Below are 23,356 nucleotides of genomic sequence, written 5' to 3'. Positions count from 1 at the left end.
AACTGGGCACCGCAGAAGCGCGTTCAGGGCCGTTCTAGCCAGGGATCCACCAGCGACCGCGCCAGCCGCAGGGCCTCCGGCCAGAGATCGGCAGCCGCCAGCAGCCGCAGCCCGCGGTGCGCTGCCTCCTGCAGCAGGGGCTGGAGGCAGCGCCGGGCCACGCCGCCGAAGGCCACACCCGCACAGGATCGGGCCAGGTCCGGCTGGCGCTGCAGCAGCGGCAGGGTGCGGCCATTGGTGCCGCCGGCCAGCTGCAGGGGGCCGGGGGGGAGCTCCGTGCGGCGGGCCCTCAGCAGCTGGACGGCGGCCCGGGCGGTGCCGTCCCCCACATCCCCCGTCATCGGCCGGCCGTCCAGCTGCCAGAGGGGGAGGAAACCGTGGTGCCGCAGGGCAGCGAAACGTTGCCAGAGCTCCGCCGCCGAGACCTCCGCCGCGGCACTCACGGCGACGCGGCGCAAGGGGACCCCGCTGGCGACAAGCTGGGTCACCCGCTGCTGAAAAGCCTCCAGCCGGCCTGGCTGGGTGTGGATCTCCACCGCATCGGGGGCCAGGTCGCGGAGCAGGGGAGGCAGGTCCTCGGGCGTCAGCAGCTGGTGGCGCTCCTCGATCAGTCCGAGGGGGCAGGCGGGAAGGCAGCGTCCACAGCCGTAGCACCGCTCCTGCAGCACCCCAGGAGCTCCGGTGGCCTCCATGCCGATCGCCAGCGCCGGGCAGACCCGTTCGCAGGGACGCGGGCAGGAGGGAGGACAGGCCAGGGGGTCAAACCAGGCCTTGCGGAAATGGGGATCGACCCCATCGCTCAGGCTGACCATCAGCCACGGCCGCGATGCGCCCTGGGCCATGGCCCAGGTGATGCCCCGGCGAGCCGCCGCGACCACCGCGGCGTCGGCGGCGACATCGACGCAGTGAACCCCCGCCAGCACATAGAGACCGGTGAGATCCTCGATGGCCGCCAGGTCGTTGTTGCTGGCGCCGCCGATCCACTTGACCCAGCGACCCTGGGCCAGGGCCAAAGCAGGGGTGCGGGCCGGGAGATCAGGCCGCGACAAGCTGCTCGAGGGGCATCCAGCGCAGCTCCCGGGCACCGCCCATCTCCACCACGAGCCGGAGCCGGGGCATGCGCCGGGTGAGGGCCACCAGGGAGCTGCGCTCGGCCGCCGACAGCACCTGCCCCTCCAGCAGCCACAGCACGATCGGCTGGTCGCCTTCCAGCAGGCTGCCCAGCTGGGGCATCACCCGGTGGACCTCGCCAACGGCGGCGCCACGACCCACGCTCTGGTGACCCAGGTGGGGCGGGCGGACCCCATGGAGCTGCAACAGGAACGCCTCGGGATCCCCCAGGCCGCGCGCCGAGGTGATCTGGGCGCGGTAGCCGGCAGCACGCAGCCGCCGGAGCAGTCGGGTTTCCGCCCCGCCCTCCAGTGGGGCGTAGAGCGCGAGGGCCCCGGCCCGCTCGAGGTCTTGCCGGAATCCACGACCGGACAGCAGCAGGGGCATCGCAGGCAGACGCGGAGCTGCCGGCGAGTCTGACAGCCCTTGTCCTTGAGAGGGTGTTGCCGAGAGAGAGGGGAAGGGTCAGGCCGTGGGGTATAGTTGATCGCTGTGCTTTGAATCTGTGCCCGACCGCTAGCCGGGCCTCCAGATCGCCGCACAAGGTCATCAGTGGTGATGACCTCCCACGGCCAGTGCGGGACAACCGGTCGCATCGCCTCGAGACCTCTGGTCCTGCGGCGATCCATCCGGAACTCGCCGGGAAACTATCCGAACGCGCTGCCTGCTCCCCGGAGCTGGCCAGTCCGGTTCAGACAAGTCCCAGCCGCGCTGATTCAGATCCTGAATCGGTCTTGCTAGCGGCCTGGATTTCGATCCTGGGATCTCTGCACTGCCCCACCGCTGGCCCCAGGGCTCAGCCACTGAGGAACGTCAAGCTCCCAAGGCCAACCAAGCCAAAGGCCAACCAAGCCCAAGGCCAAGCCAGACCGTTCACACCTCTGCATCGGCTTCACCGGAGTGATCCGGTGGTCCAGCTGGCGTTGTTTCCCCTCCTATGTCCATCGGCATTCTTGGGAAGAAACTGGGGATGTCCCAGTTCTTCGACGACGAGGGCAAGTCCATCCCGGTCACCGTGATCGAGGCGGGCCCCTGCCGCATCACCCAACTCAAATCCACCAGCACCGACGGCTACAACGCCGTCCAGCTCGGCTTCGGCGAGATTCGCGAGAAGCTCGTCAACAAGCCCGCCAAGGGCCACCTCGCCAAGTCCGGTGAGGACGTCCTGCGTCACCTCAAGGAATACCGGGTCGACAGCATCGACGGTCTCGAGCTGGGCAGCTCCATCACCGTGGAGGCTTTCGAAGCCGGCCAGAAGGTGGATGTGAGCGGCGACACGATGGGACGGGGTTTCGCCGGTTACCAGAAACGCCATGGCTTCAGCCGGGGGCCGATGACCCACGGTTCGAAGAATCACCGTGAACCCGGCTCCACGGGCGCCGGCACCACCCCGGGCCGCGTCTACCCCGGGAAGCGCATGGCTGGTCGCTACGGCGGCAAACAGACCACCACCCGCGGTCTGGTGATCCTCAAAGTGGACACCGAGCGCAACCTGCTGGTGGTCAAGGGTTCGGTGCCCGGCAAGCCCGGCGCCCTGCTCAACATCCGCCCGGCCAACCGGGTGGGCGCTAAGGCCGGGAACTGAGGAGGACCGACGACATGGCTGACTGTGTGATTCGCGACTGGCAGGGCAAGGAGGCCGGCAAGGCTTCCCTGGACCTGAAGGTCGCCAAGGAGAGTTCCGCCACCGACCTGGTGCATCGCGCCGTGGTGCGGCAGCTGGCCCACGCCCGCCAGGGCACGGCCAGCACCCTCACCCGCGCCGAGGTGGCCGGTGGTGGTCGCAAGCCCTACAAGCAGAAAGGAACCGGACGGGCCCGCCAGGGATCGATCCGGACTCCGCTGCGGCCGGGCGGTGGTGTGGTGTTCGGGCCCAAGCCCCGCAGCTACAACCTGGCGATGAACCGCAAGGAGCGGCGCCTCGCCCTCCGGACGGCCCTGATGAGCCGGGTGGCGGACATCACGGTGGTGAAGGGATTCGGCGAGAGCCTCGAAACCCCCCGCACCAAGGAGATCACCGCAGCACTCGGACGCCTCGGCATCGCTGCCGGAGCCAAGGTGCTCGTGATTCTCGACAACGCTTCCGAAGCCGTGCGCCGGTCCGTGCGGAACCTCGAGAAGGTCAAGCTGATCGCTGCGGATCAGCTGAACGTGTTCGACCTGCTGCACGCCAACAACCTGGTGGTCAGCGAGGAGGCCCTAGCGAAGATTCAGGAGGTCTACGGCGATGGCTGAGCGTTTTGCAGAACGGCTGGCGGATGTGATCCGCAGGCCGCTGATCACCGAGAAGGCCACCCGGGCCCTCGAGCTGAACCAGTACACCTTCGAGGTGGACCACCGGGCAGCCAAGCCCGACATCAAGGCAGCGGTCGAAACCCTGTTCGATGTGAAGGTGGTGGGCGTCAGCACCATGAACCCGCCGCGCCGCACCCGCCGTGTCGGGCGCTTCGCCGGCAAGCGTGCCCAGGTGAAGAAGGCCGTGGTACGCCTGGCGGAAGGCAACGCCATCCAGCTGTTCCCTGAGTCCTGAGGGGTCTGAAGACACATGGCAATCCGCAACTACCGCCCCACCACACCCGGCACCCGCACCCGTGTCGCCAGTGATTTCTCCGAAGTCACCGGCCGCGGACGGCAGCGGGGTCTGGTGGTGGCCAAGCACCGCCACAAGGGCCGCAACAACCGCGGCGTGATCACCTGCCGCCACCGCGGCGGTGGCCACAAGAAGCTCTACCGACTGGTGGATTTCCGTCGCGACAAGCACGGCGTGGTGGCCCGGGTGGCCGCCATCCACTACGACCCCCACCGCAATGCCCGCCTGGCGCTGCTCTTCTACGCCGATGGCGAGAAGCGCTACATCCTGGCGCCGGCGGGCATCGAACTCGGCCAGCAGGTCATCTCGGGACCTGACGCTCCGATCGAGACGGGCAACGCCCTTCCCCTGTCGGCCATTCCCCTGGGCTCCAGCGTCCACAACGTCGAGCTCTACGCCGGCCGCGGCGGCCAGATGGTCCGTACCGCCGGCGCCAGCGCCCAGGTGATGGCCAAGGAAGGCGACTACGTCGCCCTCAAGCTGCCCTCCACCGAGGTGCGTCTGGTCCGCCGCGAGTGCTACGCCACCCTCGGTGCCGTGGGCAACTCCGAAGTGCGCAACACCAGCCTGGGCAAGGCAGGCCGCAAGCGCTGGCTGGGCCGCCGCCCTGAGGTGCGTGGTTCGGTCATGAACCCCTGCGACCACCCCCACGGTGGTGGCGAAGGCCGCGCCCCGATCGGTCGCTCCGGCCCTGTCACCCCCTGGGGCAAGCCGGCTCTCGGTCTCAAGACTCGCAAGCGGAACAAGCCCAGCAACCGGTTTGTGCTCCGGAAACGTCGCCGCACCTCCAAGCGGAGCCGTGGCGGACGCGATTCCTGATGAACCACACCGCTCTGCTCGCTTCCTAAACCGCTATGGGACGTTCACTCAAAAAAGGTCCGTTCGTTGCCGACAGCCTGCTTCGCAAGGTTGAAAAGCAGAACGCCGCCGACGACAAGACCGTGATCAAGACCTGGTCACGCGCATCCACGATTCTGCCGATGATGATCGGCCACACCATTGCCGTGCACAACGGCAAATCCCATGTTCCGGTCTATGTGACCGAGCAGATGGTGGGCCACAAGCTCGGCGAATTCGCCCCAACCCGCACATTCCGGGGCCACATCAAGGACAAGAAGGGAGGCCGTTGATCCATGGCTAACACTGCTCCGAACCAGGCCCTCGCCCACGGTCGCTACATCCGCGGCTCCGTGTCCAAGGTGCGGCGGGTGCTCGATCAGATCCGCGGCCGCACCTACCGCGAGGCGCTGATCATGCTCGAGTTCATGCCTTACCGCTCCACCGGCCCGATCACCAAGGTGCTGCGCAGCGCGGTGGCCAACGCCGAGCACAACCTGGGTCTCGATCCCGCGACCCTGGTGATCGCCGTCGCCAGCGCTGACATGGGTCCATCCCTGAAGCGCTTCCGCCCCCGCGCCCAGGGTCGCGCCTACGCGATCAAGAAACAGACCTGCCACATCAGCATCGCTGTGGCTCCTTCCGCCTGACCCCCGAGGACACCGAACCGATGGGACACAAGATCCATCCAACCGGCCTGCGCCTGGGGATCACCCAGGACCACCGCTCCCGCTGGTACGCCCCAAGCAAGACCTATCCCACCCTCCTTCAGGAGGACGACAGGATCCGCAAGTTCATCCACAAGAAGTACGGCTCCGCCGGCATCTCCGACGTCCTGATCGCCCGCAAGGCCGACCAGCTCGAAGTGGAGCTGAAGACCGCCCGACCGGGCGTTCTCGTCGGCCGCCAGGGCAGTGGCATCGAAGATCTGCGCACCGGCATCCAGAAGACCGTCGGTGATGCGAACCGCCAGGTGCGCATCAACGTGGTGGAGGTGGAGCGGGTCGATGCCGACGCCTTCCTGCTGGCCGAATACATCGCCCAGCAGCTCGAGAAGCGCGTCGCCTTCCGCCGTGTCATCCGCATGGCCGTGCAGCGGGCCCAGCGGGCCGGGGTGCTCGGCCTCAAGATCCAGGTGAGCGGTCGTCTGAACGGCGCCGAAATCGCCCGGACCGAGTGGACCCGCGAAGGCCGTGTGCCGCTGCACACCCTCCGCGCCGACATTGACTACGCCACCAAGCTGGCCAGCACCACCTACGGGGTCCTGGGCATCAAGGTGTGGGTGTTCAAGGGCGAGGTGCTCCCGGGGCAGAAGGAGCAACTTCCCGTCGGGGCCGCTCCCCGCCGCCGGACCAGCCGGCAGCCCCAACAGTTCGAAGACCGCTCTAACCAGGAGTGATCAGGAGGCCTGAACCATGCTGAGTCCAAGACGCGTCAAATTCCGCAAGCAACAGCGAGGCCGCATGCGCGGCATCGCCACCCGCGGCAACACCATCGCCTTCGGCGATTTTGCCCTGCAGGCCCAGGAGTGCGGGTGGATCACCTCCCGCCAGATCGAGGCCAGCCGCCGGGCGATGACCCGCTATGTCAAGCGGGGCGGGAAGATCTGGATCCGGATCTTCCCGGACAAGCCCGTCACCATGCGCCCCGCCGAAACCCGCATGGGTTCGGGTAAGGGCAACCCGGAGTTCTGGGTGGCCGTGATCAAGCCCGGTCGCATCCTGTTCGAGATGGGAGGTGCCGACATCACCCCCGAGATCGCCAAGGAAGCCATGCGGCTGGCCCAGTACAAACTGCCGGTCAAGACCAAGTTCCTCACCCTGGCCGACCAGGAAGCCGCCGAAGCGGAGCTCGCGGCTGCGGCGCCGGCCCCATCCGCCGTTCCTGTGGAGTCCTGACCATGGCCCTTCCCCTCATCGCCGACGTTCGCCAACTCAGCGACGCCGACGTCATCGCGCAGATCAACGCCACCCGGCGTGAACTGTTTGACCTGCGCTTCCAGCAGGCCACCCGCCGTCTGGAGCACCCGCACCGCTTCAAGGAAGCCCGCATCAAGCTGGCCCACCTGCTGACGGTGCAGCAGGAGCGCAAGCGCTCCGCCGCCACAGCTGATTCAGCCTCCTGATACCCCCCTCGATCCCCATGGCACTCAAGGAAAGGGTCGGCACCGTCGTCAGCGACAAGATGGACAAAACGGTGGTGGTGGCGGTGGAAAACCGCTTCCCCCATCCCATCTATCAGAAGACGGTGAGCCGCACCAAGCGATACAAGGCCCACGACGAAGCCAACAACTGCAAGGTGGGCGACCGGGTCCGGATCACCGAGACCCGGCCCCTCAGCCGCACCAAGCGCTGGACCGTGGCCGAGGTGCTCACCACCTCCGCCACCACCTGAGAAGGACCGACCGATGATTCAACAGGAAACCTTCCTCAACGTCGCCGACAACAGCGGCGCCAAGCGCATCCAGTGCATCCGGGTGCTGGGCACCAACCGTCGCTATGCCCACGTGGGCGATGTGATCGTGGCGGCGGTGAAGGACGCCATGCCCAACATGGGCGTCAAGAAGTCCGACGTGGTCAAGGCCGTGGTGGTCCGGACCAAGGCCACCCTGCGCCGCGACACGGGCAATGCCATCCGCTTCGACGACAACGCCGCGGTGATCCTGGGGACCGACAACAACCCCAAGGGCACCCGCGTGTTCGGCCCGGTGGCCCGCGAGCTGCGCGAGCGGAACTTCACCAAGATCGTGTCCCTCGCTCCGGAGGTGATCTGACATGGCTACCGCAACACCCAAGGCCAAAGCCGCCGTGCGCACCAAGATGCGCCTCAAGAAGGGCGACACCGTGCAGGTGATCGCAGGGAAGGACAAGGGCAAGACCGGTGAGGTCCTGCGCACCCTGCCCTACGAGAACCGTGTGGTCGTGCAGGGCATCAACCTGCGCACCCGCCACGTCAAGCCCAGCCAGGAGGGCGAAAGCGGCCGCATCGTCACGGAGGAGGCCTCCCTGCACGCCTCCAACGTGATGCTGTACTCCACCAGCAAGCAGGTCGCCAGCCGCGTCGAGATCGTCGTGCAGAACGACGGCACCAAGAAGCGCCGCCTCAAGAAGACCGGCGAAATCCTCGATTGAGCCGGCACGCCACCCGGCATGCCGTCCCCATCCCGCGTTACACCCACCCTTCTTCCACCGATCCCCTGTCCGCCTTCTGACCACGCCCAGAAGCGCAACCTCCTCCCCCCTCATGTCACTCAAACAGCGCTACCGGGAGACGATTCAGCCCAAGCTCCTCAAGGACCTGAGTCTCTCCAACGTCCATGAAGTCCCCAAGGTGGTCAAGGTCACCGTCAACCGTGGACTCGGAGAAGCCGCCCAGAACGCCAAGGCCCTCGAGGCCTCGATCGCGGAGCTGGCCACGATCACCGGTCAGAAGGTGGTGGTGACCCGGGCCAAGAAGGCCATTGCCGGCTTCAAGATCCGTCAGGGCATGCCGATCGGCGTGGCCGTCACCCTGCGGGGCGATCGGATGTACGCCTTCCTGGAGCGCCTGATCAACCTGGCACTGCCGCGCATCCGCGACTTCCGCGGCGTCAGCCCCAAGAGTTTCGACGGCCGGGGGAACTACACCCTGGGGATCCGCGAACAGATCATCTTTCCTGAGATCTCGTTCGACAAGATCGATGCGATCCGTGGCATGGACGTCACGATCGTGACCAGCGCCCGTAACGACGAAGAGGGCCGGGCCCTCCTCCGCGAGATGGGAATGCCGTTCCGCAGCAACTGAGCCCTCTTCGGACCCGACCATGGCCAATCACGACCCGATTTCCGACATGCTCACCCGCATCCGCAATGCGAGTGAGAAGCGTCACGAATCCACCAGGATCCCTGCCTCACGCCTGATCCGCAGCATCGCCAATGTGCTGCAACAGGAAGGCTTCATCGCAGGCATCAGCGAAGAAGGCGAAGGCGTTCAGAGGCAGCTGGTGGTTGAACTCAAATACAGCGGCAAGCATCGCCAGCCCACCATCCGCTCGGTGCAGCGGGTGAGCAAGCCCGGTCTGCGCATCTACAAGAACAATCGTCAGCTGCCCAAAGTTCTGGGCGGCCTCGGTGTGGCCATCATCTCCACCTCGAAGGGAGTGATGAGCGACCGCGACGCCCGCAAGCAGGGCGTCGGTGGCGAAGTGCTCTGCTACGTCTACTGATCAGGGAGGTTGATTCATGTCACGTATCGGTAAAGCGCCCATCCCCGTGCCCGACAAGGTCACCGTTGCCCTCGACGGGCTCACGGTGACCATCAAGGGTCCCAAGGGGGAATTGAGCCGCACCCTCCCTGAGGGCGTCAGCATTGCCCAGGACGGCAACACCCTCGTGGTGAGCCCCTGCAGCGAAAGCCGCCGCTCCCGCGAGCGCCACGGCCTGTGCCGCACCCTGGTCGCCAACATGGTCGAGGGCGTCAGCCAGGGCTTCACCCGCCGCCTCGAGATCGTCGGGGTGGGTTATCGCGCCGCCGTTCAGGGCAAGAAGCTCGTGGTCTCGGCCGGCTACAGCCACCAGGTCGAGATGGATCCTCCGGACGGCGTTTCCTTCGCCGTCGAGGGGAACACCACCGTGCTCGTGTCCGGTGCCAGCAAGGAGCTGGTGGGGAACGAAGCCGCCAAGGTGCGGGCGATCCGTCCCCCTGAGCCCTACAAGGGCAAGGGGATCAAGTACCAGGGCGAACGGATCCTTCGCAAGGCCGGCAAGACCGGCAAGAAATGAGGTCTGCCTGAGCATCGTTACCCTGTATTGCCATGTCATCGCTCTCCCGCAAACAGCAGACCCAGAAGCGTCATCGCCGTCTGCGTCGCACCCTCACCGGCACCGCCGAGCGTCCGCGCCTGGCCGTGTTCCGCTCCAACAACCACATCTACGCCCAGGTCATCGACGACGCGGCCCAGAGCACCCTCTGCTCCGCCTCGACCGTCGACAAGGAACTGCGTCCCAGTGTGACGACCGGGGGCAGCTGCGACGCTTCGATGGCCGTGGGGCAACTCGTGGCCAAGCGCGCCCTCGCCAAGGGCATCTCCCAGGTGGTCTTCGATCGCGGCGGCAACCTGTACCACGGCCGGGTCAAGGCCCTGGCTGACGCCGCCCGGGAAGCGGGCCTTCAGTTCTGATCCCTGCTCTCACCATGACCGAAACCAACGATCAAGTTCAGACCAGTGCCGTGCCGGCGGCCTCCGACGTTCCCGCCGCTGCCGAAGGGCAGCAGGAGCGTCGCGGCGGTCGCGGCGAAGGCCGCGGTGACCGTGACCGACGCGGTGGCCGGGGGCGCGACAACCGCCGCGGCCAGGAGCGTGACTCCGAATGGCAGGAGCGGGTGGTGCAGATCCGCCGTGTTTCCAAGACCGTCAAGGGCGGCAAGAAGATGAGCTTCCGGGCCATCGTCGTCGTGGGGAACGAGAAGGGCCAGGTGGGCGTGGGCGTCGGCAAGGCCGGTGATGTCATCGGTGCCGTGCGCAAGGGCGTGGCCGACGGCAAGAAGCATCTGGTCAAGGTGCCCCTCACCCGGCACAACTCGATCCCCACCCTCAGCAACGGCCGCGATGGCGCGGCCAGCGTGCTGATCCGCCCCGCCGCCCCCGGTACGGGTGTGATCGCGGGCGGATCGATTCGCACGGTGCTTGAGCTGGCCGGGATCAAGAACGTGCTGGCCAAGCGGCTCGGCTCCAAGACCCCGCTGAACAACGCCCGCGCCGCGATGGAAGCCCTCGCCGGCCTTCGCACCCACAAGGAGACCGCCAAGGAGCGGGGCATCTCCCTCGAGCAGATCTACTCCTGAGCCCTCCCATGAGCCTCCATCTCCAGTCCCTCAAAGCCAATGCCGGCGCCCGTCGGCGCAAACTGCGCAAGGGTCGCGGCATCGCCGCCGGCCAGGGTGCCAGCTGCGGTTTCGGCATGCGTGGCCAGAAGTCCCGCTCGGGCCGGCCGACCCGGCCCGGATTCGAAGGCGGCCAGATGCCCCTCTACCGGCGCATCCCCAAGCTCAAGCATTTCGAGCTGGTCAACCGCCGCGAATTCACCGTGGTGAACATCGCCAAGCTGGGCGCCTGCGCCAGCGGCAGCACCGTGTCCCTCGACTCCCTCGTCAAGGACGGCATCGTGACCAGCCCGAAACACCCCCTGAAGGTTCTCGGCCAGGGCGATCTTGCGGTCAAGCTCACCGTTCAGGCGGCGGCCTTCACGGCCAGTGCCCGAGCCAAGATCGAAGCCGCAGGCGGCAGCTGCGAGATCATCTGATCGGCCGTGCGGGCTCCGCGGCCTAAGGTCTGAGCCGTCTGCCGGATGTTCCGGGAGACGGCTTTTTGATGCAGCTCCGGACGGCTCCCCCCAGCAGCTCCGCCGCTCCTGCCCCGAAGCCACGCTCTCTCTCCCCACCGAAAACCACCATGCTCGTCAGTCGGGGGCGCAACCCCAGCGCCGGGGAAATCCTCAGCCAGCTGATCCAGTCCAAAAGCCTGCGGGACCGGGTGCTCACCACCCTGGGGCTGCTCCTGCTGGTGCGTCTCGGGATCTACATCCCCGTGCCGGGCATCGACCGGGTCGCCTTCCAGGAGTTCCTCGCCCGGGGGGGACAGCTGATCGGCTTCCTCGACATCTTCACCGGTGGCGGCCTCTCGACGCTCGGGGTGTTCGCCCTGGGGATCCTGCCCTTCATCAACGCCTCGATCATCATCCAGCTGCTCACGGCGGCCCTGCCCCAGCTGGAGGATCTGCAGAAGAACGAAGGCGAGGCCGGACGGCGCAAGATCGCCCAGATCACCCGCTACGTGGCGCTGGGCTGGGGCATTCTCCAGAGCACGGTGTTCGCCCTGATCCTGAGGCAGTACGCCACGGAGGGCCTCTCGGAGCCGGTGTTCGTGATCCAGACCGCCATGGCGCTGGTCACGGGCTCGATGATCGTGATGTGGATCAGTGAGGTGATCACCGAGCGGGGCATCGGCCAGGGAGCTTCCCTGGTGATCTTCGTGAACATCGTGGCCACCCTGCCGCGGGCCCTCGGTTCCACCATCGAACTGGCCCAGAGCGGCGACCGCAGCACGGTGGGAGGGATCGTCGTGCTGGTGCTGGTCTTTCTGCTGACCATCGTCGGCATCATCTTCGTGCAGGAGGGCAACCGCCGCATCCCGATCGTCAGTGCCAAGCGCCAGGTGGGCGGCGCGAACCTGCTGGCGGCACGGCAGAGCTACCTGCCGCTCAAACTCAACGCCGGCGGGGTGATGCCGATCATCTTCGCCTCGGCCGTGGTCTTCCTGCCCCTCACCATCGCCAACCTCACCCGGAGCCCCTGGCTGATCCAGGTGGCGGGCTACCTCAACCCGAACAGCAGCACCCCCTGGCTCTACGCCCTGGTCTTCTTCGGCCTGATCGTGGGCTTCTCCTTCTTCTATGCCTCGCTCACGGTGAATCCCGTGGACATCGCCACGAACCTCAAGCGCGGCGGCGTGGCCGTCCCCGGAGTTCGGCCGGGTTCCGCCACCGCGACCTACCTGGGCGGCGTGCAGAACCGCCTCACCCTGCTGGGAGCCCTCTTCCTCGGCGCCGTGGCGATCATTCCATCGGCCGTGGAGGGGGCTACCCAGGTGAGGACCTTCCAGGGACTCGGTGCCACGTCCCTGCTGATCCTGGTCGGCGTGGCCATCGACACCGCCAAGCAGGTCCAGACCTACGTGATCTCCCAGCGCTACGAGGGCATGGTGCGCCAGTGACCGGCGCGTCCGGGCCGTGCCAGGGCCAGTCCCGCCCGAACCTGCCCATCCCTCGTTCAACCCACTCCCCGATCGCCAGCTCGACAGCCATGAAGCAGCGCCTCCTTTTTCTCGGCCCTCCAGGGGCCGGCAAGGGTACCCAGGCCCAGCAGCTCGCCGTCCACGGCGGACTGCTCCACCTCTCCACCGGTGATCTGCTCAGGGGCGAAGTGGCCGCCGGCACCGAGCTGGGTCAGGAAGCCGAGGCCGTGATGGCCCGGGGCGAACTGGTGAGCGACGCCCTCGTGCTGGCGATCGTGCGCAGCCGTCTGGAGCAGCAGGCGGCAGCAGGGGGCGGCGGATGGCTGCTGGACGGTTTTCCCCGCAACCTGGCCCAGGCCGGAGCCCTGGAGAGCCTGCTGGAGGAGCTCGACCAGCAGATCGAGCGCGTGGTGCTGATGGAGCTGGACGACGGGGTGCTGATCCAGCGCCTGCTGAGCCGGGGCCGCACGGACGACAACGAGGAGGTGATCCGCCACCGGCTCGACGTCTACCGGGAACAGACCGCCCCGCTGATCGACTTCTACCGCCAGAAGGGGTTGCTGCAGTCGGTGGAGGCTGACGGCCCGGTGGAGGCGATAGCCGAGCGGATCGTCGCCCTGCTGGAGGGCTGATCGAGCCGAAGGCGTTGACTGCTGTGATACGGTGGCGGTTTGCAAATTCGGAGAGCACAACGCCCATGAAGGTGCGTGCCTCAGTCAAGAAGATGTGCGACAAGTGCCGGGTGATCCGTCGCCATGGCCGGGTGATGGTGATCTGCACCAACCCCAAGCACAAGCAGCGCCAGGGCTGATCCGCCCCACCCGGCAGGTTCACACCTCCACCGGAGTGCTGCCCACCCGCTGACCGCGGGTCTCTTGCCGGGTCCCCAACGCTTGGGGCCCGACTCCCAGCCCCCCACCGCGCGGGGGCCCACCTGACCCCTGAATCGTTTTCCCACGTGGCTCGGATTGCCGGCGTCGATATCCCTCGCGACAAGCGGGTTGAGATCGCTCTCACCTACGTCTATGGCATCGGGCTCACCCGTGCCCAGAAAATCCTCGCCAAGACCGGGGTGAGCCCTGACATCCGGGTGAAGGACCTCAGCGACGCCGACGTGCAGAAACTGCGCGGCGCTGCCGAGAGCTTCACCCTCGAAGGTGACCTGCGCCGCCAGGAGGGCATGGCCCTCAAGCGCCTGCAGGACATCGGCTGCCTGCGGGGCCGTCGCCACCGCATGGGTCTGCCCGTGCGCGGCCAGCGCACCCGCACCAACGCCCGCACCCGGCGCGGTGCCCGCAAAACCGTGGCCGGCAAGAAGAAGTAATTCTTCCTGCGGCCCTATCCCGCGGCTCACGACCCTGCCGAAGGACGGCGTCCCGTCGCACGACGACGCCAGCCTCCCTCGTCACCAGGGTCCTCCCACGTCCCCCGATCACCTCCTGCACCCGCAGGCCTCCACACCATGGCGAAGCCAGCCAAGAAGACAGGCCCCAAGAAGGCCAAGCGCAACGTCCCCAACGGCGTGGCCCACATCCAGAGCACCTTCAACAACACCATCGTGTCGATCACCGACACGGCCGGTGAGGTGATTTCCTGGAGTTCTGCCGGTGCCAGCGGCTTCAAGGGGGCCCGCAAGGGAACCCCGTTCGCCGCCCAGACCGCCGCGGAAGCGGCGGCCCGCCGGGCTCTGGAGCAGGGAATGCGCCAGATCGAGGTGCTGGTGCGAGGTCCGGGTTCCGGCCGTGAAACGGCCATCCGTGCCCTCCAGGTGGCCGGACTGGAGATCACCCTGATCCGCGATGTGACTCCCCTGCCCCACAACGGCTGCCGGCGTTCCAAGCGTCGCCGCGTCTGATTCGACGTCCCGCCCCGACGTCCGGGCCCCTCGCCATCCTTCCCACCCTTCAGACCGTGCTGCATTACCAAATCGACCGGACCGAGCACCTGGTGGCTGAAGACCGCTCCCAGACGGCGGTCTTCGTGATCGGCCCCCTCGATCGGGGCCAGGCCACCACCCTGGGCAATGCCCTTCGTCGCGTGCTGATCGGCGGCCTCGAGGGCAGCGCCATCACTGCCGTCCGCATCTCCGGTGTCAATCACGAGTACGCCACCGTTCCCGGTGTGCGGGAAGACGTGCTCGACATCCTGCTGAACTGCAAGCAGATCGCCGTCAACAGCCGCAGCCGCGAGCTCGAGATCGGCCGGCTGGTGGTCAACGGTCCCGCCACCGTCACCGCCGCCGACCTGCAGTTCTCCTCCCAGGTGCAGGTGATCGATCCGGATCGCCTGATCGCCACGGTGGCCGAAGGGCACGGCCTCGAGATGGAAGTGCACGTGGAGCGGGGCATCGGCTACCGCCCGGTGGACCGCCACACCGAGGACACCAGCGCCATCGATCTCCTCCAGATCGACGCCGTGTTCAAGCCCGTCAAGCGGGTCAACTACACCGTCGACGAGACCGCGGTGGGCGAGGGTGGATCCGCCCGGGAGCGCCTCCGGCTCGAAATCGAGACCAACGGCAGCGTCACTCCGGACGACGCCATGGCCCAGGCGGCCAACCAGCTGATCGCCCTGTTCCAGCCCCTCGCCACCCTCAGCGTGGTTGAAGAACCCGGTCTGGAACCCGAGCCCTCGGCCGAAGCCCAGATTCCCCTTGAGGAACTGAATCTCTCGGTGCGGGCCTACAACTGTCTGAAGCGCGCCCAGGTCAACTCCGTGTCCGACCTGATGGGCTTCAGCTATGAAGATCTGCTGGAGATCAAGAACTTCGGCTCCAAGTCAGCCGATGAGGTGATCGAGGCGCTCGAGCGCATCGGCATCACCCTGCCCCAAAGCCGCACCAGCGCCTGATCGGCGGCTCACGTCATTCCCCTAGGAGCACCCGCACGATGCGTCACCAATGCCGAGTCCCGATGCTGGGACGCCCCGCCGACCAACGCAAGGCCATGCTGCGTGGACTGACCACCCAGCTGATTCGCGAAGGTCGCGTCACCACCACCAAGGCCCGCGCCAAGGCCCTGCGGGACGAGGCTGAGCGGATGATCAGCCTGGCCAAGGACGGCACCCTCGCCGCCCGTCGCCGCGCCATTGGCTACATCTACGACAAGCAGCTGGTGCACGCCCTGTTCGACAAGGCCCAGGAGCGCTACGGCGATCGCCAGGGTGGCTACACCCGCATCATCCGCACCGTCCCCCGTCGCGGCGACAACGCCGAAATGGCGATCATCGAGCTGGTCTGAGCCAACCCGCTCTGCACGTCCAGCCCCCGGCTGAACCGCCTGTCCCGACCGCGGTGGATCCTTCCACCGCGGTTTTCTGCTGAGGCCCCGATGGCGACGAGGTCCCGATGAGCGGTCCCCAGCAGGCCCCCCCGGGGGTGCCCGACGCTCCAGTGCCAGCCCGGCGGCGGATCGCCCTCTGCCTCCAGTACGACGGCTCGGGCTACAGGGGATGGCAGCGCCAGAGCCATGGGCCGAGTGTGCAGGCAACCCTGGAAGGGGCGATCGCCGAGCTGCTGCCGGCTGGGCAGGGCCTGCCCCCGCCGCGAACCGTGGCGGCAGGGCGCACCGACACCGGCGTGCATGCCGCAGCCCAGGTGGTGCATTTCGATGCCGGGGGGCCCATTCCCGCCGAGCGCTGGCCCAAGGCCCTGAACGGGCGCCTGCCGTCGACCATCCGGGTGTGTGCCGCCCGGGAGGTGCCTCCCACGTGGCATGCCTGCTTCTCGGCCACCTACAGGCGCTACCGCTACACCCTCTACAACGGCCGCGTCCCCAACCTGTTTCTGGGCCCCTGGAGCTGGCACCGCTACCGGTGCCGGCTCGATGAGCTGCTGATGCGGCAGGCCCTGGAAGGAATGCTCGGCGAGCATGACTTCTCGGCCTTCCAGCGCTCCGGCAGCCGGCGCCGCCACGCCCGCACCACCCTGCAGGAGGTGCTGGTGGAGCGCGAGGGCGACCTGCTGCGCTTCGAACTGCAGGCCAGTGGCTTCCTCTACGGGATGGTGCGTCTGGTGATGGGGCAGCTGGTGGCCGTGGGCGAGGGCCGCCTGGCTCCGGAGAGCTTCGCGCAGCGCTGGCGGCACCAGCGGCGCAGCGAGGTCAAGGAGGCCGCCCCTCCGCAGGGACTCTGCCTGCTGCGGGTGGGCTACCCAGAGCCGATCTTCCCCAGAGCCGCCTGGTATGATTGCCAACCGCGGTATCAGCTGGCGACCACCGACCCTCCGGGGCTCCCAGCTGGCCAATCCGTTGTTCCGCAGGGCCCCAACCGGCCAAGCGGTATGGTCACTTGAATGCGCGGATGCCCCTCCGCCATGACGACCACCAGCCCAGCCCTCTACGGCCTGCCGGTGCCTGACCAGGCGATATGAACAAGACTCCCCTGCCCTCGATTGATTCCCTCGACCGCCAGTGGTACGTGGTCGATGCCGAGAATCAGACCCTCGGTCGCCTGGCGAGCGAAGTGGCCTCCGTGCTCCGCGGCAAGAACAAGCCCTGTTACACCCCCCACCTCGATGCCGGTGACTTCGTCATCGTCATCAACGCCGACAAGGTGCGGGTGAGCGGCAACAAGGCCACCCAGAAGATCTACCGCCGCCACTCCGGTCGCCCCGGTGGCATGAAGACCGAGACCTTCGCCCATCTCCAGGCCCGGCTCCCCGAGCGGATCGTCGAAAAGGCCATCAAGGGGATGCTCCCCCACAACGCCCTGGGCCGTCAGCTGTTCCGCAAGCTCAAGGTCTACAAGGGCACGGAGCACCCGCACGCCGCCCAGAAACCCCAGCCCCTCGCCCTCGATCCCGCCGCCGCCGCCCAATGAGCACCTCCAAAGTCGTCTACTGGGGAACCGGTCGCCGCAAGACCGCCGTGGCCCGTGTCCGCGTTGTTCCCGGCAGTGGCACGGTCACGATCAACGGCCGTCCGGGCGACAACTACCTCAACTACAACCCCGTCTATCTGGCTGCCGTCAAGGCTCCCCTCAACACCCTGGGCCTGGCCACCGAGTACGACCTGCTCGTCAATGTTCGCGGGGGTGGTCTGACCGGTCAGGCCGACGCCATCAAGCAGGGTGCTGCGCGCGCCCTCTGTGAGCTGTCACCCGACAACCGCAAGCCGCTCAAGACCGAAGGGCACCTGAGCCGGGATCCCCGCGCCAAGGAGCGCCGCAAGTACGGCCTCAAGAAAGCCCGGAAGGCTCCCCAGTTCTCCAAGCGCTGATCGCGAAGCGCTCTTCCCTCTGTCCACCCGCCGACCGATCCCGCCATGCCGAAGGCCGACATCCATCCCACCTGGTATCCCGATGCCAAGGTGATCTGCAATGGAGAGGTGGTGATGACCACCGGATCCACCTCACCCGAAATCCACGTGGATGTGTGGAGTGGCAACCACCCCTTCTACACCGGTACCCAGAAGATCCTCGACACCGAGGGCCGCGTGGATCGTTTCATGCGCAAGTACGGCATGGGCGGCGCCGATTCCGCCTCCGGAGCCAAGACAGCGGCCAAGGCGGACGCTCCTGCCGAAGCCGAGGCCTCAGCCTGATTGGCTGCTCAGCCCTCCCAATCTGACGACCAGAGCCGGGTGCTGTTGGCATCCGGCTTTTTGTTGTCCGCTCTGACCCGTTCTGACGGCCCGGGGCCGTCCGGCTGATGGATCCCTCCCTGTTGCACGAGCGCCTGGAAGCGGCCCGGCGAACCTTTGAGACGCTGGAGCGGCAGCTGGCCGATCCCGCCGTGGCCGGCAACCCCAGCCAACTGCAGGCCATCGCCCGGGAGCGCGCCCGCCTCGAGCCCCTGGTGCTGGATCAGCAGCGCCTCCGCACGCTGCAGGATCAGGAGGCCGAAGCCCGCGAACTGCTGCGGGAGTCGCGGGGGGATGCGGCGATGGAGGAGCTGGCCAACGATGAACTGGCGCGCCTGGCCTCAGAGATCAGCGACCTGCGCCAGGCGCTCACCGTGGCCCTGCTGCCCCGCGATCCCCGCGACGAGCGGAGCGTGATGCTGGAGATCAGGGCCGGCGCCGGTGGGGATGAAGCGGCCATCTGGGCCGGTGACCTGGCCCGGATGTACGACCGCTACGCCCAGAGCGTCGGCTGGAAGGTCGAACCCGTCAGCGCCTCCGAGGCCGAACTGGGGGGCTACAAGGAACTGATCCTGGCGATCCGGGGCGAGGGGGTGTATAGCCAGCTCAAGTTCGAAGCCGGGGTGCACCGGGTGCAGCGGGTGCCGGCCACCGAGTCGCAGGGCCGGGTGCACACCTCCACCGCCACGGTGGCCGTGATGCCCGAAGCGGACCCGGTGGAGGTGCAGATCGATCCCGGCGATGTGGAGATCAGCACGGCCCGCTCCGGGGGAGCCGGGGGCCAGAACGTGAACAAGGTGGAGACCGCGGTGGATCTGGTGCACAGACCCACCGGAATACGGGTGTTCTGCACCCAGGAGCGCTCCCAGCTGCAGAACCGGGAGCGGGCGATGGAGATCCTGCGGGCCAAGCTCTATGAGCGGGAGCTGGCCGACGCCAATGCCAAGGAGCGCTCAGCCCGCCTGGCCCAGGTGGGCAGCGGCGACCGCAGTGAAAAGATCCGCACCTACAACTACAAGGACAACCGCGCCACGGATCACCGGCTGGGCCGGAACTTTTCGCTCGAGCCGGTGCTGAACGGCCAGCTGCAGGAGGTGATCGGCGCCTGCATCGCGGCCGATCAAAGCCGTCGACTCGACGAGCTCGCCGCGGAGGTGAGCGCCTGAAGACCACCCTCTGAAGACCACCCTCTGAAGAGCACGCCCCGCCCGGGAGACCTCGGCTCAGGCGACCATCTCCAGACCGATCAGGTACTTGGCCCATTCGTGGTGACGGCCGGCGCGGATGTGGCGGGTCGCCTCGTAGCGCAGGCCGCTGCTGGGGCGGTGGGGCTGGCGGAACAGCACCATGCCCGCCTCGCGTGGGGTGCGGTTGCCCTTGCGCACGTTGCAGGGCAGACAGGCCGTGGTGACGTTCTCCCAGGCATCGCTGCCGCCCCGGCTGCGGGGCACCACGTGATCGACGGAGAGCTTGTCGCCGCTGTAGCCGCAGTACTGGCAGCGGTGGCCATCCCGGTGGAACAGGTTGCGCCGGGTGAGTGGAAGCTGCCGGTAGGGCACCCGGACAAACTGGGTGAGGCGGATGACCGAGGGCAGGAGCAGATCCGGCCGGATTGAACGGTTTTCGTCGTGTTCCAGTCCCTCGGCCTTGCCCTTGAGCAGCATCACCATCGCCCGCTTCCAGGTGGTGATGTTCAGCGGTTCGTAGGACGCATTGAGGACAAGAACGAGCCCCATCGCGACAACCGGGAACGTCAGAATGCTAACGAGGCCGACCGATGGGGTCGGTGTCGTCCACGACCGGGCATGCCGCCGCGACGCCCCGCCCCATGAGCCTTCCCACCCCCCGAGAGCTGGTCGCCCTGCTGGACGGCGAGCTGCGGGGATCACCGGCCGAGCAGCCCCTGCGGGCAGTGGCGATCGACTCGCGGCGGGTGCTGCCGGGCGACCTGTTCGTTGCCCTGGGCGGCCGCCACTGCGACGGCCACGACTTCGTGGAGGCGGCCGAAGCCGCCGGGGCGTCGCTGGTGGTGCTGCGTCGTGACCGCAGCCCCGCCTCCGTTCCGAGCCGGCCGGGCTGTGCCCGCCTGCTGGTGGCCGATCCGCTGCTGGCCCTGCAGCAGCTCGCCGCCTGGTACCGCCGCACCCACATCCGCCGGGTGGTGGCGATCACCGGCAGCAACGGCAAGACCGTGGTCAAGACCGCCCTGACGGCTCTGTTGGCCGGCCGCTTCCGTGTGGCCGCCAGCCCAGGCAGCTGGAACAGCCAGGTGGGCGTGCCCCTGGCGGTGCTCACGGCTCCGCCGGGCACCGAACTGGGGGTGTTCGAGGCCGGCATCTCGGCACCGGGCGAGATGGAGCGGCTGGCGGCGATCCTGGCGCCCGACCATGGCGTGCTGGTGAATGTGGGCCTGGCTCATCTGGGCAGCTTCGGCAGTCGCGAGGTGACGGCCCGCGAGAAGATGCGGCTGTTCCAGACCATCGCGGAGCCGGGCTGGGTGATCGCCCCGGACGACCCGCTGGTGAACGCGCTGCCGCTGCCCTGCCCCCGCATCCATCCCGGTTCCGGGCCGCCGCGGCTGCTGGACCAACGCCCCCAGGGCAGCGGGATGCTGCTGCAGCTCGATCTGGGCGGCAGCCAGGCCCAGGTGGCGGTCCGCACCCGCTCCCAGCCCCTCATCGAGGACCTGGTGATTGCCATGACCGCCGCCCAGCGGCTGGGGGTCCCCGCCGAGGAGATGGTGGCAGTACTGCAGGACTACACCTTCGGACCCACCCGCATGGAGACCTGGCGGACTCCGGAGGGCATCACCATCGTCAACGACACCGCCAGCGACGACCCGCTCTCGGTGCAGACCGCCCTGGCCACGGTGGCCTCCTCCCCCGAGGGCGGCCGGCGCCTGTTTGTGTTCGGCGGGATGGCGGATCTGGGCTCCGGCGAACGGCGGGAACACGAGCTGATCGGGCGGATGGCGGCCGAGCGGGGCTTCGCGGAGCTGCTGCTGCTGCCCCACCCGGCCCGCAGCCACACCGCCGCGGCCTGGAATGCCCGCCATCCAGGCCGCGCAGCCCGGGAACTGGGCGGCACCGCCGCCCTGCGCGCCACGATCCGTCAGCTCGCCGAACCCGGCGACACCGTGCTGCTCAAGGGTGCCGCCCGCCAGGAGCTGAGCGGCGCGGCCCGGGCGATCTGGGAATCGATGGCGCCGCGCCGCCTGCTGGTGGATCTCGACGCCATCCGCGACAACGTCGCCCGCTTCCGCGCCCTCTGCGGCCCCGGGGTGGCGATGCTGGCGGTGCTGAAGGCCTGGGCCTACGGCACCGACCTGCCGCGGCTGGCGGCGGCGCTGCAGGACAGCGGCATCGACTGGATCGGTGTCTCCGCCGCCGACGAGGGTGCCGCCATCCGCCGGGCCGGCGTGCACCGACCGGTGCTGGTGATGCTGATGGACACCGACGAGGTGGACAAGGCGGTGCGCTGGCGGCTGACGCCGGTGGTCTATTCCCTGCCGTTCGCCCGCGCCCTGGTGGCGACGCTGCGGGCGATGGGGGCCTGCCTCGAGGTCCACCTCGAGATCGAGACGGGCATGGGCCGTCTCGGCGTGGCACCGGAGGAGGCCCTGGCCGCCGCCCGGCTGCTGCGTGATTCCGGCGTCGTGACCGTGAGCGGCGTGATGACCCATCTGGCCGGCGCCGATGATCCCGCCGCCGATGGCGACACCACCGCCCAGCTGCGGAGGTTCGAGGCGGTGGTGGACGGGCTGCGCCGAGAGCTGGGCACGCCCCTGCTGGTGCATGCGGCCGCCACCTCCGGCGCCGTGCGCTTCCCCGCGTCCCGATACGACATGGTGCGGCTGGGTCTGGGACTGTTCGGCCTGCATCCCTCGCCGGCCGTGGCCGCCGCGATCGAGCTGGAGCTGGCGGTGGCGTTCATCAGCCGCCTGGTGCAGGTGCGCCACTGCAGCAAGGGCCAGCGCATCGGTTACAACGGCACGTACCAGGTGAGCGCCGAACGTCAGCGCATCGGCATCGTGGCCGCCGGCTACAACGACGGCGTGCCCTGGCGGTTCAGCAACCGCGGCGAGGTGATGATGCAGGGCCGGCGCCTGGCGGTGCTGGGCCGGGTGTCGATGGACTCGATGGCGATCGATCTGGAGCCGCTGCCGGAGGCGGCGGTGGGCGATGAGGTGCTGATCTTCGGGGCGCACGAGGGCCAGGTGCTGCGTCCGGAGCAGGCGGCCATCCAGGCGGGCACGATCCCCTACGACCTGCTGGTGCAGGTCGACGGCCGGCGCGTGCAGCGCATCTTCCGGGGGGGCTGAAGCGGAAGCGCGTGCGCCGCCCCGAAGGGACCGGAGTGTTCAGGTAAGCTCCTGTTGCCGCTGGAGAGGTGGCTGAGTGGTTGAAAGCGGCTCCCTGCTAAGGAGTTACAGGAGGCAACTTCTGTCGAGGGTTCGAATCCCTCCCTCTCCGTTCCAGAGCCCAGGCTGACCGGCCTCCGCCAGTCCCTGGAGCGCTGCGGCCTTCGGGCCATGTGTCCGGGCTGTGTTTCGGGCTGTGTTTCCTGCCCCAGCCCACGTTGCGTGGCCGGGATCAGCGGTGGCAGGCCTCGCACAGCCGCGCGGCGATCTCCGGCAGCAGGCGCGTGTCCTGGGCCGGCTCCTTCCCCTCACTGAACACCACCAGCAGAAAGGGATCGTGGTCCGGCGCCTCGACGTAGGCGGCATCATGCCGGGCCTGGCTCATCCAGCCCGCCTTGCTCCACAGGCTGCTGCCCAGGGGCAGCCCCTCCCCCAGAAAGCCATCCACCTGGTTCTCCGGATCGGCCGCCCGCTCGGCCGGATCGAGGCTGCGCGCCAGCAGCTCGCGCATCCGGGCGGCGGCAGGCGGGGACACCAGGGCTGAAGCCATCACCGCCAGCAGAAGCCTCGCGGTGGCATCGGTGCTCAGCCGGTTGCGGTTCTCCAGGGCAGGGCCGTAGAAGACGCGCTCCCGCCCGTAGGGCCCGTCACCCCAGGTTTTCTGGCAGGCATTGCAGCCGTTGAGTTCCGGCCAGCCCAGCCGGTCGAGCCACTGGTTGACCAGCTGGCGCTGGGCGATCCAAGTCTCCATCCGCTGGGCGGGCAAGGCGGGACCAGCGGTGGTGCCGCTGAGCAGGTCGACCACCAGGGCCGTCGCGTCGTTGCTCGAATCGCGGATCATGTCCGCCAGAGCGCGGCGGAGTTCTGGATCCTCCTCCAGCAGTCCCTCCTGCAGCCAGGCCTCTGCGGCCATCAGGTACACCAGCTTCACCACGCTGGCCGGATAGCGCAGACGGTCCCCCCCCCAGCTGCCCCCGCTCCAGCGCCGCATCCAGAAGGCCGCGGCCTGGCCTTCGGCCGCCTGCGCGACCGGAGCGGCGTCGAACCGCAGCCAGGTGATCGACACCTGCTGGGCCAGTCCCGGACGATCCTCCAGCTCCAGCGCCCTG

At 68.1% G+C, this 23,356-nt stretch carries 34 protein-coding genes, 1 tRNA gene and 1 pseudogene; 32 read left to right on the top strand and 4 right to left on the bottom strand.

The features are described from left to right. Window positions 1–23 precede the first annotated feature (23 nt). Both ACLD7X_RS09110 and ACLD7X_RS09105 read right to left on the bottom strand, forming a co-directional pair. Window positions 24–1,049, bottom strand: coding sequence for a Light dependent period protein LdpA domain-containing protein (locus tag ACLD7X_RS09110; RefSeq protein ID WP_411423288.1), 1,026 nt, complete (start codon window positions 1,047–1,049; stop codon window positions 24–26). Continuing rightward, window positions 1,036–1,497, bottom strand: coding sequence for an NAD(P)H-quinone oxidoreductase subunit N (locus ACLD7X_RS09105; RefSeq protein WP_411423287.1), 462 nt, complete (start codon window positions 1,495–1,497; stop codon window positions 1,036–1,038). Before ACLD7X_RS09105 ends, ACLD7X_RS09110 begins: the two co-directional genes overlap by 14 nt. A 550-nt stretch (window positions 1,498–2,047) precedes the next feature. Here ACLD7X_RS09105 and rplC point away from each other — a divergent pair. The 30 genes and pseudogenes from rplC to prfA all read left to right on the top strand — a co-directional run bounded on the left by rplC (window position 2,048) and on the right by prfA (window position 19,053). Next, window positions 2,048–2,695: a 50S ribosomal protein L3 gene (gene rplC, locus ACLD7X_RS09100; protein WP_411423286.1), complete on the top strand. Its 648-nt coding sequence runs from the start codon at window positions 2,048–2,050 to the stop codon at window positions 2,693–2,695. A 14-nt stretch (window positions 2,696–2,709) separates the two neighbouring features. Then, window positions 2,710–3,345 carry a 50S ribosomal protein L4 gene (gene rplD / locus ACLD7X_RS09095; protein WP_411423285.1) on the top strand — a complete coding sequence of 212 codons (636 nt, stop codon included), beginning with the start codon at window positions 2,710–2,712 and terminating at the stop codon, window positions 3,343–3,345. Continuing rightward, window positions 3,338–3,640, top strand: coding sequence for a 50S ribosomal protein L23 (locus ACLD7X_RS09090; RefSeq protein WP_411423284.1), 303 nt, complete (start codon window positions 3,338–3,340; stop codon window positions 3,638–3,640). Before rplD ends, ACLD7X_RS09090 begins: the two co-directional genes overlap by 8 nt. A gap of 15 nt (window positions 3,641–3,655) precedes the next feature. Beyond that, a complete protein-coding gene (gene rplB, locus ACLD7X_RS09085; RefSeq protein ID WP_411423283.1) occupies window positions 3,656–4,519 on the top strand; it encodes a 50S ribosomal protein L2 in 864 nt (287 codons plus the stop codon). A gap of 35 nt (window positions 4,520–4,554) precedes the next feature. Then, window positions 4,555–4,830 (top strand): 30S ribosomal protein S19, encoded by a 276-nt coding sequence (rpsS, locus tag ACLD7X_RS09080; protein ID WP_213178629.1) that lies wholly within the window; start codon window positions 4,555–4,557, stop codon window positions 4,828–4,830. A gap of 3 nt (window positions 4,831–4,833) precedes the next feature. Then, the gene (rplV, locus tag ACLD7X_RS09075; RefSeq protein WP_411423282.1) at window positions 4,834–5,187 is read left to right on the top strand and encodes a 50S ribosomal protein L22; all 354 of its coding nucleotides are present in this window, start codon (window positions 4,834–4,836) and stop codon (window positions 5,185–5,187) included. 20 nt (window positions 5,188–5,207) lie between these two features. After that, complete coding sequence (rpsC, locus tag ACLD7X_RS09070) at window positions 5,208–5,936, top strand: 30S ribosomal protein S3 (RefSeq protein WP_411423281.1); 729 nt, start codon at window positions 5,208–5,210, stop codon at window positions 5,934–5,936. A gap of 16 nt (window positions 5,937–5,952) precedes the next feature. Next, window positions 5,953–6,357, top strand: a pseudogene (gene rplP, locus ACLD7X_RS09065) (50S ribosomal protein L16); the annotation flags it as partial. Between the two features lie 80 nt (window positions 6,358–6,437). After that, window positions 6,438–6,662, top strand: a complete 225-nt coding sequence (gene rpmC, locus ACLD7X_RS09060) for a 50S ribosomal protein L29 (protein ID WP_411423280.1) — start codon at window positions 6,438–6,440, stop codon at window positions 6,660–6,662. Between the two features lie 17 nt (window positions 6,663–6,679). Beyond that, window positions 6,680–6,931, top strand: coding sequence for a 30S ribosomal protein S17 (rpsQ, locus tag ACLD7X_RS09055; protein ID WP_411423279.1), 252 nt, complete (start codon window positions 6,680–6,682; stop codon window positions 6,929–6,931). A 13-nt stretch (window positions 6,932–6,944) separates the two neighbouring features. After that, window positions 6,945–7,310, top strand: a complete 366-nt coding sequence (gene rplN / locus ACLD7X_RS09050; protein WP_411423278.1) for a 50S ribosomal protein L14 — start codon at window positions 6,945–6,947, stop codon at window positions 7,308–7,310. A gap of 1 nt (window position 7,311) precedes the next feature. Further along, complete coding sequence (rplX, locus tag ACLD7X_RS09045; RefSeq protein WP_411423277.1) at window positions 7,312–7,668, top strand: 50S ribosomal protein L24; 357 nt, start codon at window positions 7,312–7,314, stop codon at window positions 7,666–7,668. A gap of 112 nt (window positions 7,669–7,780) precedes the next feature. Continuing rightward, window positions 7,781–8,320 (top strand): 50S ribosomal protein L5, encoded by a 540-nt coding sequence (rplE, locus tag ACLD7X_RS09040; RefSeq protein WP_411423276.1) that lies wholly within the window; start codon window positions 7,781–7,783, stop codon window positions 8,318–8,320. Between the two features lie 19 nt (window positions 8,321–8,339). Next, complete coding sequence (gene rpsH, locus ACLD7X_RS09035) at window positions 8,340–8,741, top strand: 30S ribosomal protein S8 (protein WP_411423275.1); 402 nt, start codon at window positions 8,340–8,342, stop codon at window positions 8,739–8,741. A 16-nt stretch (window positions 8,742–8,757) separates the two neighbouring features. Next, window positions 8,758–9,297, top strand: a complete 540-nt coding sequence (gene rplF, locus ACLD7X_RS09030) for a 50S ribosomal protein L6 (protein WP_411423274.1) — start codon at window positions 8,758–8,760, stop codon at window positions 9,295–9,297. A gap of 32 nt (window positions 9,298–9,329) precedes the next feature. Then, a complete protein-coding gene (gene rplR, locus ACLD7X_RS09025) occupies window positions 9,330–9,695 on the top strand; it encodes a 50S ribosomal protein L18 (protein ID WP_411423273.1) in 366 nt (121 codons plus the stop codon). Window positions 9,696–9,709: 14 nt separating this feature from the next. Further along, window positions 9,710–10,360, top strand: coding sequence for a 30S ribosomal protein S5 (rpsE, locus tag ACLD7X_RS09020; protein WP_411423272.1), 651 nt, complete (start codon window positions 9,710–9,712; stop codon window positions 10,358–10,360). An 8-nt stretch (window positions 10,361–10,368) separates the two neighbouring features. Then, complete coding sequence (gene rplO, locus ACLD7X_RS09015) at window positions 10,369–10,818, top strand: 50S ribosomal protein L15 (protein WP_411423271.1); 450 nt, start codon at window positions 10,369–10,371, stop codon at window positions 10,816–10,818. Window positions 10,819–10,967: 149 nt separating this feature from the next. Further along, window positions 10,968–12,287: a preprotein translocase subunit SecY gene (gene secY, locus ACLD7X_RS09010; protein ID WP_411423300.1), complete on the top strand. Its 1,320-nt coding sequence runs from the start codon at window positions 10,968–10,970 to the stop codon at window positions 12,285–12,287. 89 nt (window positions 12,288–12,376) lie between these two features. After that, window positions 12,377–12,940 carry an adenylate kinase gene (locus tag ACLD7X_RS09005; RefSeq protein ID WP_411423270.1) on the top strand — a complete coding sequence of 188 codons (564 nt, stop codon included), beginning with the start codon at window positions 12,377–12,379 and terminating at the stop codon, window positions 12,938–12,940. Between the two features lie 65 nt (window positions 12,941–13,005). After that, the gene (gene rpmJ, locus ACLD7X_RS09000) at window positions 13,006–13,119 is read left to right on the top strand and encodes a 50S ribosomal protein L36 (protein ID WP_006173336.1); all 114 of its coding nucleotides are present in this window, start codon (window positions 13,006–13,008) and stop codon (window positions 13,117–13,119) included. 147 nt (window positions 13,120–13,266) lie between these two features. Beyond that, the gene (gene rpsM / locus ACLD7X_RS08995) at window positions 13,267–13,632 is read left to right on the top strand and encodes a 30S ribosomal protein S13 (protein ID WP_411423269.1); all 366 of its coding nucleotides are present in this window, start codon (window positions 13,267–13,269) and stop codon (window positions 13,630–13,632) included. A gap of 138 nt (window positions 13,633–13,770) precedes the next feature. Then, the gene (gene rpsK / locus ACLD7X_RS08990; RefSeq protein ID WP_006910768.1) at window positions 13,771–14,163 is read left to right on the top strand and encodes a 30S ribosomal protein S11; all 393 of its coding nucleotides are present in this window, start codon (window positions 13,771–13,773) and stop codon (window positions 14,161–14,163) included. A 56-nt stretch (window positions 14,164–14,219) separates the two neighbouring features. Further along, a complete protein-coding gene (locus ACLD7X_RS08985) occupies window positions 14,220–15,158 on the top strand; it encodes a DNA-directed RNA polymerase subunit alpha (protein ID WP_411423268.1) in 939 nt (312 codons plus the stop codon). A 38-nt stretch (window positions 15,159–15,196) separates the two neighbouring features. Beyond that, complete coding sequence (gene rplQ / locus ACLD7X_RS08980; protein ID WP_411423267.1) at window positions 15,197–15,547, top strand: 50S ribosomal protein L17; 351 nt, start codon at window positions 15,197–15,199, stop codon at window positions 15,545–15,547. 107 nt (window positions 15,548–15,654) lie between these two features. Continuing rightward, on the top strand, window positions 15,655–16,599 hold the full coding sequence (gene truA / locus ACLD7X_RS08975) for a tRNA pseudouridine(38-40) synthase TruA (RefSeq protein ID WP_411423266.1): 945 nt from the start codon (window positions 15,655–15,657) through the stop codon (window positions 16,597–16,599). A 74-nt stretch (window positions 16,600–16,673) separates the two neighbouring features. After that, window positions 16,674–17,126 carry a 50S ribosomal protein L13 gene (gene rplM, locus ACLD7X_RS08970; RefSeq protein ID WP_411423265.1) on the top strand — a complete coding sequence of 151 codons (453 nt, stop codon included), beginning with the start codon at window positions 16,674–16,676 and terminating at the stop codon, window positions 17,124–17,126. Further along, on the top strand, window positions 17,123–17,524 hold the full coding sequence (gene rpsI, locus ACLD7X_RS08965) for a 30S ribosomal protein S9 (protein ID WP_411423264.1): 402 nt from the start codon (window positions 17,123–17,125) through the stop codon (window positions 17,522–17,524). The genes rplM and rpsI overlap by 4 nt, the downstream gene beginning before the upstream one ends. 45 nt (window positions 17,525–17,569) lie before the next feature. Further along, the gene (gene rpmE, locus ACLD7X_RS08960; RefSeq protein ID WP_411423263.1) at window positions 17,570–17,848 is read left to right on the top strand and encodes a 50S ribosomal protein L31; all 279 of its coding nucleotides are present in this window, start codon (window positions 17,570–17,572) and stop codon (window positions 17,846–17,848) included. Between the two features lie 107 nt (window positions 17,849–17,955). Then, on the top strand, window positions 17,956–19,053 hold the full coding sequence (prfA, locus tag ACLD7X_RS08955) for a peptide chain release factor 1 (protein WP_411423262.1): 1,098 nt from the start codon (window positions 17,956–17,958) through the stop codon (window positions 19,051–19,053). A 57-nt stretch (window positions 19,054–19,110) separates the two neighbouring features. On the opposite strand, the gene ACLD7X_RS08950 is transcribed toward prfA, so the two are convergent. Next, window positions 19,111–19,623, bottom strand: a complete 513-nt coding sequence (locus tag ACLD7X_RS08950) for an HNH endonuclease (RefSeq protein WP_411423261.1) — start codon at window positions 19,621–19,623, stop codon at window positions 19,111–19,113. Window positions 19,624–19,715: 92 nt separating this feature from the next. On the opposite strand from ACLD7X_RS08950, the gene alr reads away from it, so the two are divergent. Together alr and ACLD7X_RS08940 are read left to right on the top strand one after the other, a co-directional pair. Continuing rightward, on the top strand, window positions 19,716–22,208 hold the full coding sequence (alr, locus tag ACLD7X_RS08945) for an alanine racemase (RefSeq protein WP_411423260.1): 2,493 nt from the start codon (window positions 19,716–19,718) through the stop codon (window positions 22,206–22,208). 62 nt (window positions 22,209–22,270) lie between these two features. Next, a tRNA-Ser gene (locus ACLD7X_RS08940) sits at window positions 22,271–22,359 on the top strand. Between the two features lie 120 nt (window positions 22,360–22,479). Here the strand turns inward: ACLD7X_RS08940 and ACLD7X_RS08935 are convergent. Beyond that, window positions 22,480–23,356 (bottom strand): serine hydrolase (locus ACLD7X_RS08935; RefSeq protein WP_411423259.1); only part of this gene is annotated, 877 nt, incomplete at its 5' end.

This window comes from Aphanothece microscopica RSMan92, assembly GCF_046613545.2.
Classification (GTDB): domain Bacteria; phylum Cyanobacteriota; class Cyanobacteriia; order PCC-6307; family Cyanobiaceae; genus NIES-981.
Note: the sequence above shows the minus strand (reverse complement) of the source record. Positions and strands in the feature narration are given on the sequence as shown.

Excerpts from the sequence above, each read along its gene's own strand:
- ACLD7X_RS09105 (WP_411423287.1), bottom strand. The coding sequence starts at position 1,497 with ATGCCCCTGCTGCTGTCCGGTCGTGGATTCCGGCAAGACCTCGAGCGG.
- rplC (WP_411423286.1), top strand. The coding sequence starts at position 2,048 with ATGTCCATCGGCATTCTTGGGAAGAAACTGGGGATGTCCCAGTTCTTC.
- rplD (WP_411423285.1), top strand. The coding sequence starts at position 2,710 with ATGGCTGACTGTGTGATTCGCGACTGGCAGGGCAAGGAGGCCGGCAAG.
- ACLD7X_RS09090 (WP_411423284.1), top strand. The coding sequence starts at position 3,338 with ATGGCTGAGCGTTTTGCAGAACGGCTGGCGGATGTGATCCGCAGGCCG.
- rplB (WP_411423283.1), top strand. The coding sequence starts at position 3,656 with ATGGCAATCCGCAACTACCGCCCCACCACACCCGGCACCCGCACCCGT.
- rpsS (WP_213178629.1), top strand. The coding sequence starts at position 4,555 with ATGGGACGTTCACTCAAAAAAGGTCCGTTCGTTGCCGACAGCCTGCTT.
- rplV (WP_411423282.1), top strand. The coding sequence starts at position 4,834 with ATGGCTAACACTGCTCCGAACCAGGCCCTCGCCCACGGTCGCTACATC.
- rpsC (WP_411423281.1), top strand. The coding sequence starts at position 5,208 with ATGGGACACAAGATCCATCCAACCGGCCTGCGCCTGGGGATCACCCAG.
- rpmC (WP_411423280.1), top strand. The coding sequence starts at position 6,438 with ATGGCCCTTCCCCTCATCGCCGACGTTCGCCAACTCAGCGACGCCGAC.
- rpsQ (WP_411423279.1), top strand. The coding sequence starts at position 6,680 with ATGGCACTCAAGGAAAGGGTCGGCACCGTCGTCAGCGACAAGATGGAC.
- rplN (WP_411423278.1), top strand. The coding sequence starts at position 6,945 with ATGATTCAACAGGAAACCTTCCTCAACGTCGCCGACAACAGCGGCGCC.
- rplX (WP_411423277.1), top strand. The coding sequence starts at position 7,312 with ATGGCTACCGCAACACCCAAGGCCAAAGCCGCCGTGCGCACCAAGATG.
- rplE (WP_411423276.1), top strand. The coding sequence starts at position 7,781 with ATGTCACTCAAACAGCGCTACCGGGAGACGATTCAGCCCAAGCTCCTC.
- rpsH (WP_411423275.1), top strand. The coding sequence starts at position 8,340 with ATGGCCAATCACGACCCGATTTCCGACATGCTCACCCGCATCCGCAAT.
- rplF (WP_411423274.1), top strand. The coding sequence starts at position 8,758 with ATGTCACGTATCGGTAAAGCGCCCATCCCCGTGCCCGACAAGGTCACC.
- rplR (WP_411423273.1), top strand. The coding sequence starts at position 9,330 with ATGTCATCGCTCTCCCGCAAACAGCAGACCCAGAAGCGTCATCGCCGT.
- rpsE (WP_411423272.1), top strand. The coding sequence starts at position 9,710 with ATGACCGAAACCAACGATCAAGTTCAGACCAGTGCCGTGCCGGCGGCC.
- rplO (WP_411423271.1), top strand. The coding sequence starts at position 10,369 with ATGAGCCTCCATCTCCAGTCCCTCAAAGCCAATGCCGGCGCCCGTCGG.
- secY (WP_411423300.1), top strand. The coding sequence starts at position 10,968 with ATGCTCGTCAGTCGGGGGCGCAACCCCAGCGCCGGGGAAATCCTCAGC.
- ACLD7X_RS09005 (WP_411423270.1), top strand. The coding sequence starts at position 12,377 with ATGAAGCAGCGCCTCCTTTTTCTCGGCCCTCCAGGGGCCGGCAAGGGT.
- rpmJ (WP_006173336.1), top strand. The coding sequence starts at position 13,006 with ATGAAGGTGCGTGCCTCAGTCAAGAAGATGTGCGACAAGTGCCGGGTG.
- rpsK (WP_006910768.1), top strand. The coding sequence starts at position 13,771 with ATGGCGAAGCCAGCCAAGAAGACAGGCCCCAAGAAGGCCAAGCGCAAC.
- rplQ (WP_411423267.1), top strand. The coding sequence starts at position 15,197 with ATGCGTCACCAATGCCGAGTCCCGATGCTGGGACGCCCCGCCGACCAA.
- truA (WP_411423266.1), top strand. The coding sequence starts at position 15,655 with ATGAGCGGTCCCCAGCAGGCCCCCCCGGGGGTGCCCGACGCTCCAGTG.
- rplM (WP_411423265.1), top strand. The coding sequence starts at position 16,674 with ATGAACAAGACTCCCCTGCCCTCGATTGATTCCCTCGACCGCCAGTGG.
- rpsI (WP_411423264.1), top strand. The coding sequence starts at position 17,123 with ATGAGCACCTCCAAAGTCGTCTACTGGGGAACCGGTCGCCGCAAGACC.
- rpmE (WP_411423263.1), top strand. The coding sequence starts at position 17,570 with ATGCCGAAGGCCGACATCCATCCCACCTGGTATCCCGATGCCAAGGTG.
- prfA (WP_411423262.1), top strand. The coding sequence starts at position 17,956 with ATGGATCCCTCCCTGTTGCACGAGCGCCTGGAAGCGGCCCGGCGAACC.
- ACLD7X_RS08950 (WP_411423261.1), bottom strand. The coding sequence starts at position 19,623 with ATGGGGCTCGTTCTTGTCCTCAATGCGTCCTACGAACCGCTGAACATC.
- alr (WP_411423260.1), top strand. The coding sequence starts at position 19,716 with ATGAGCCTTCCCACCCCCCGAGAGCTGGTCGCCCTGCTGGACGGCGAG.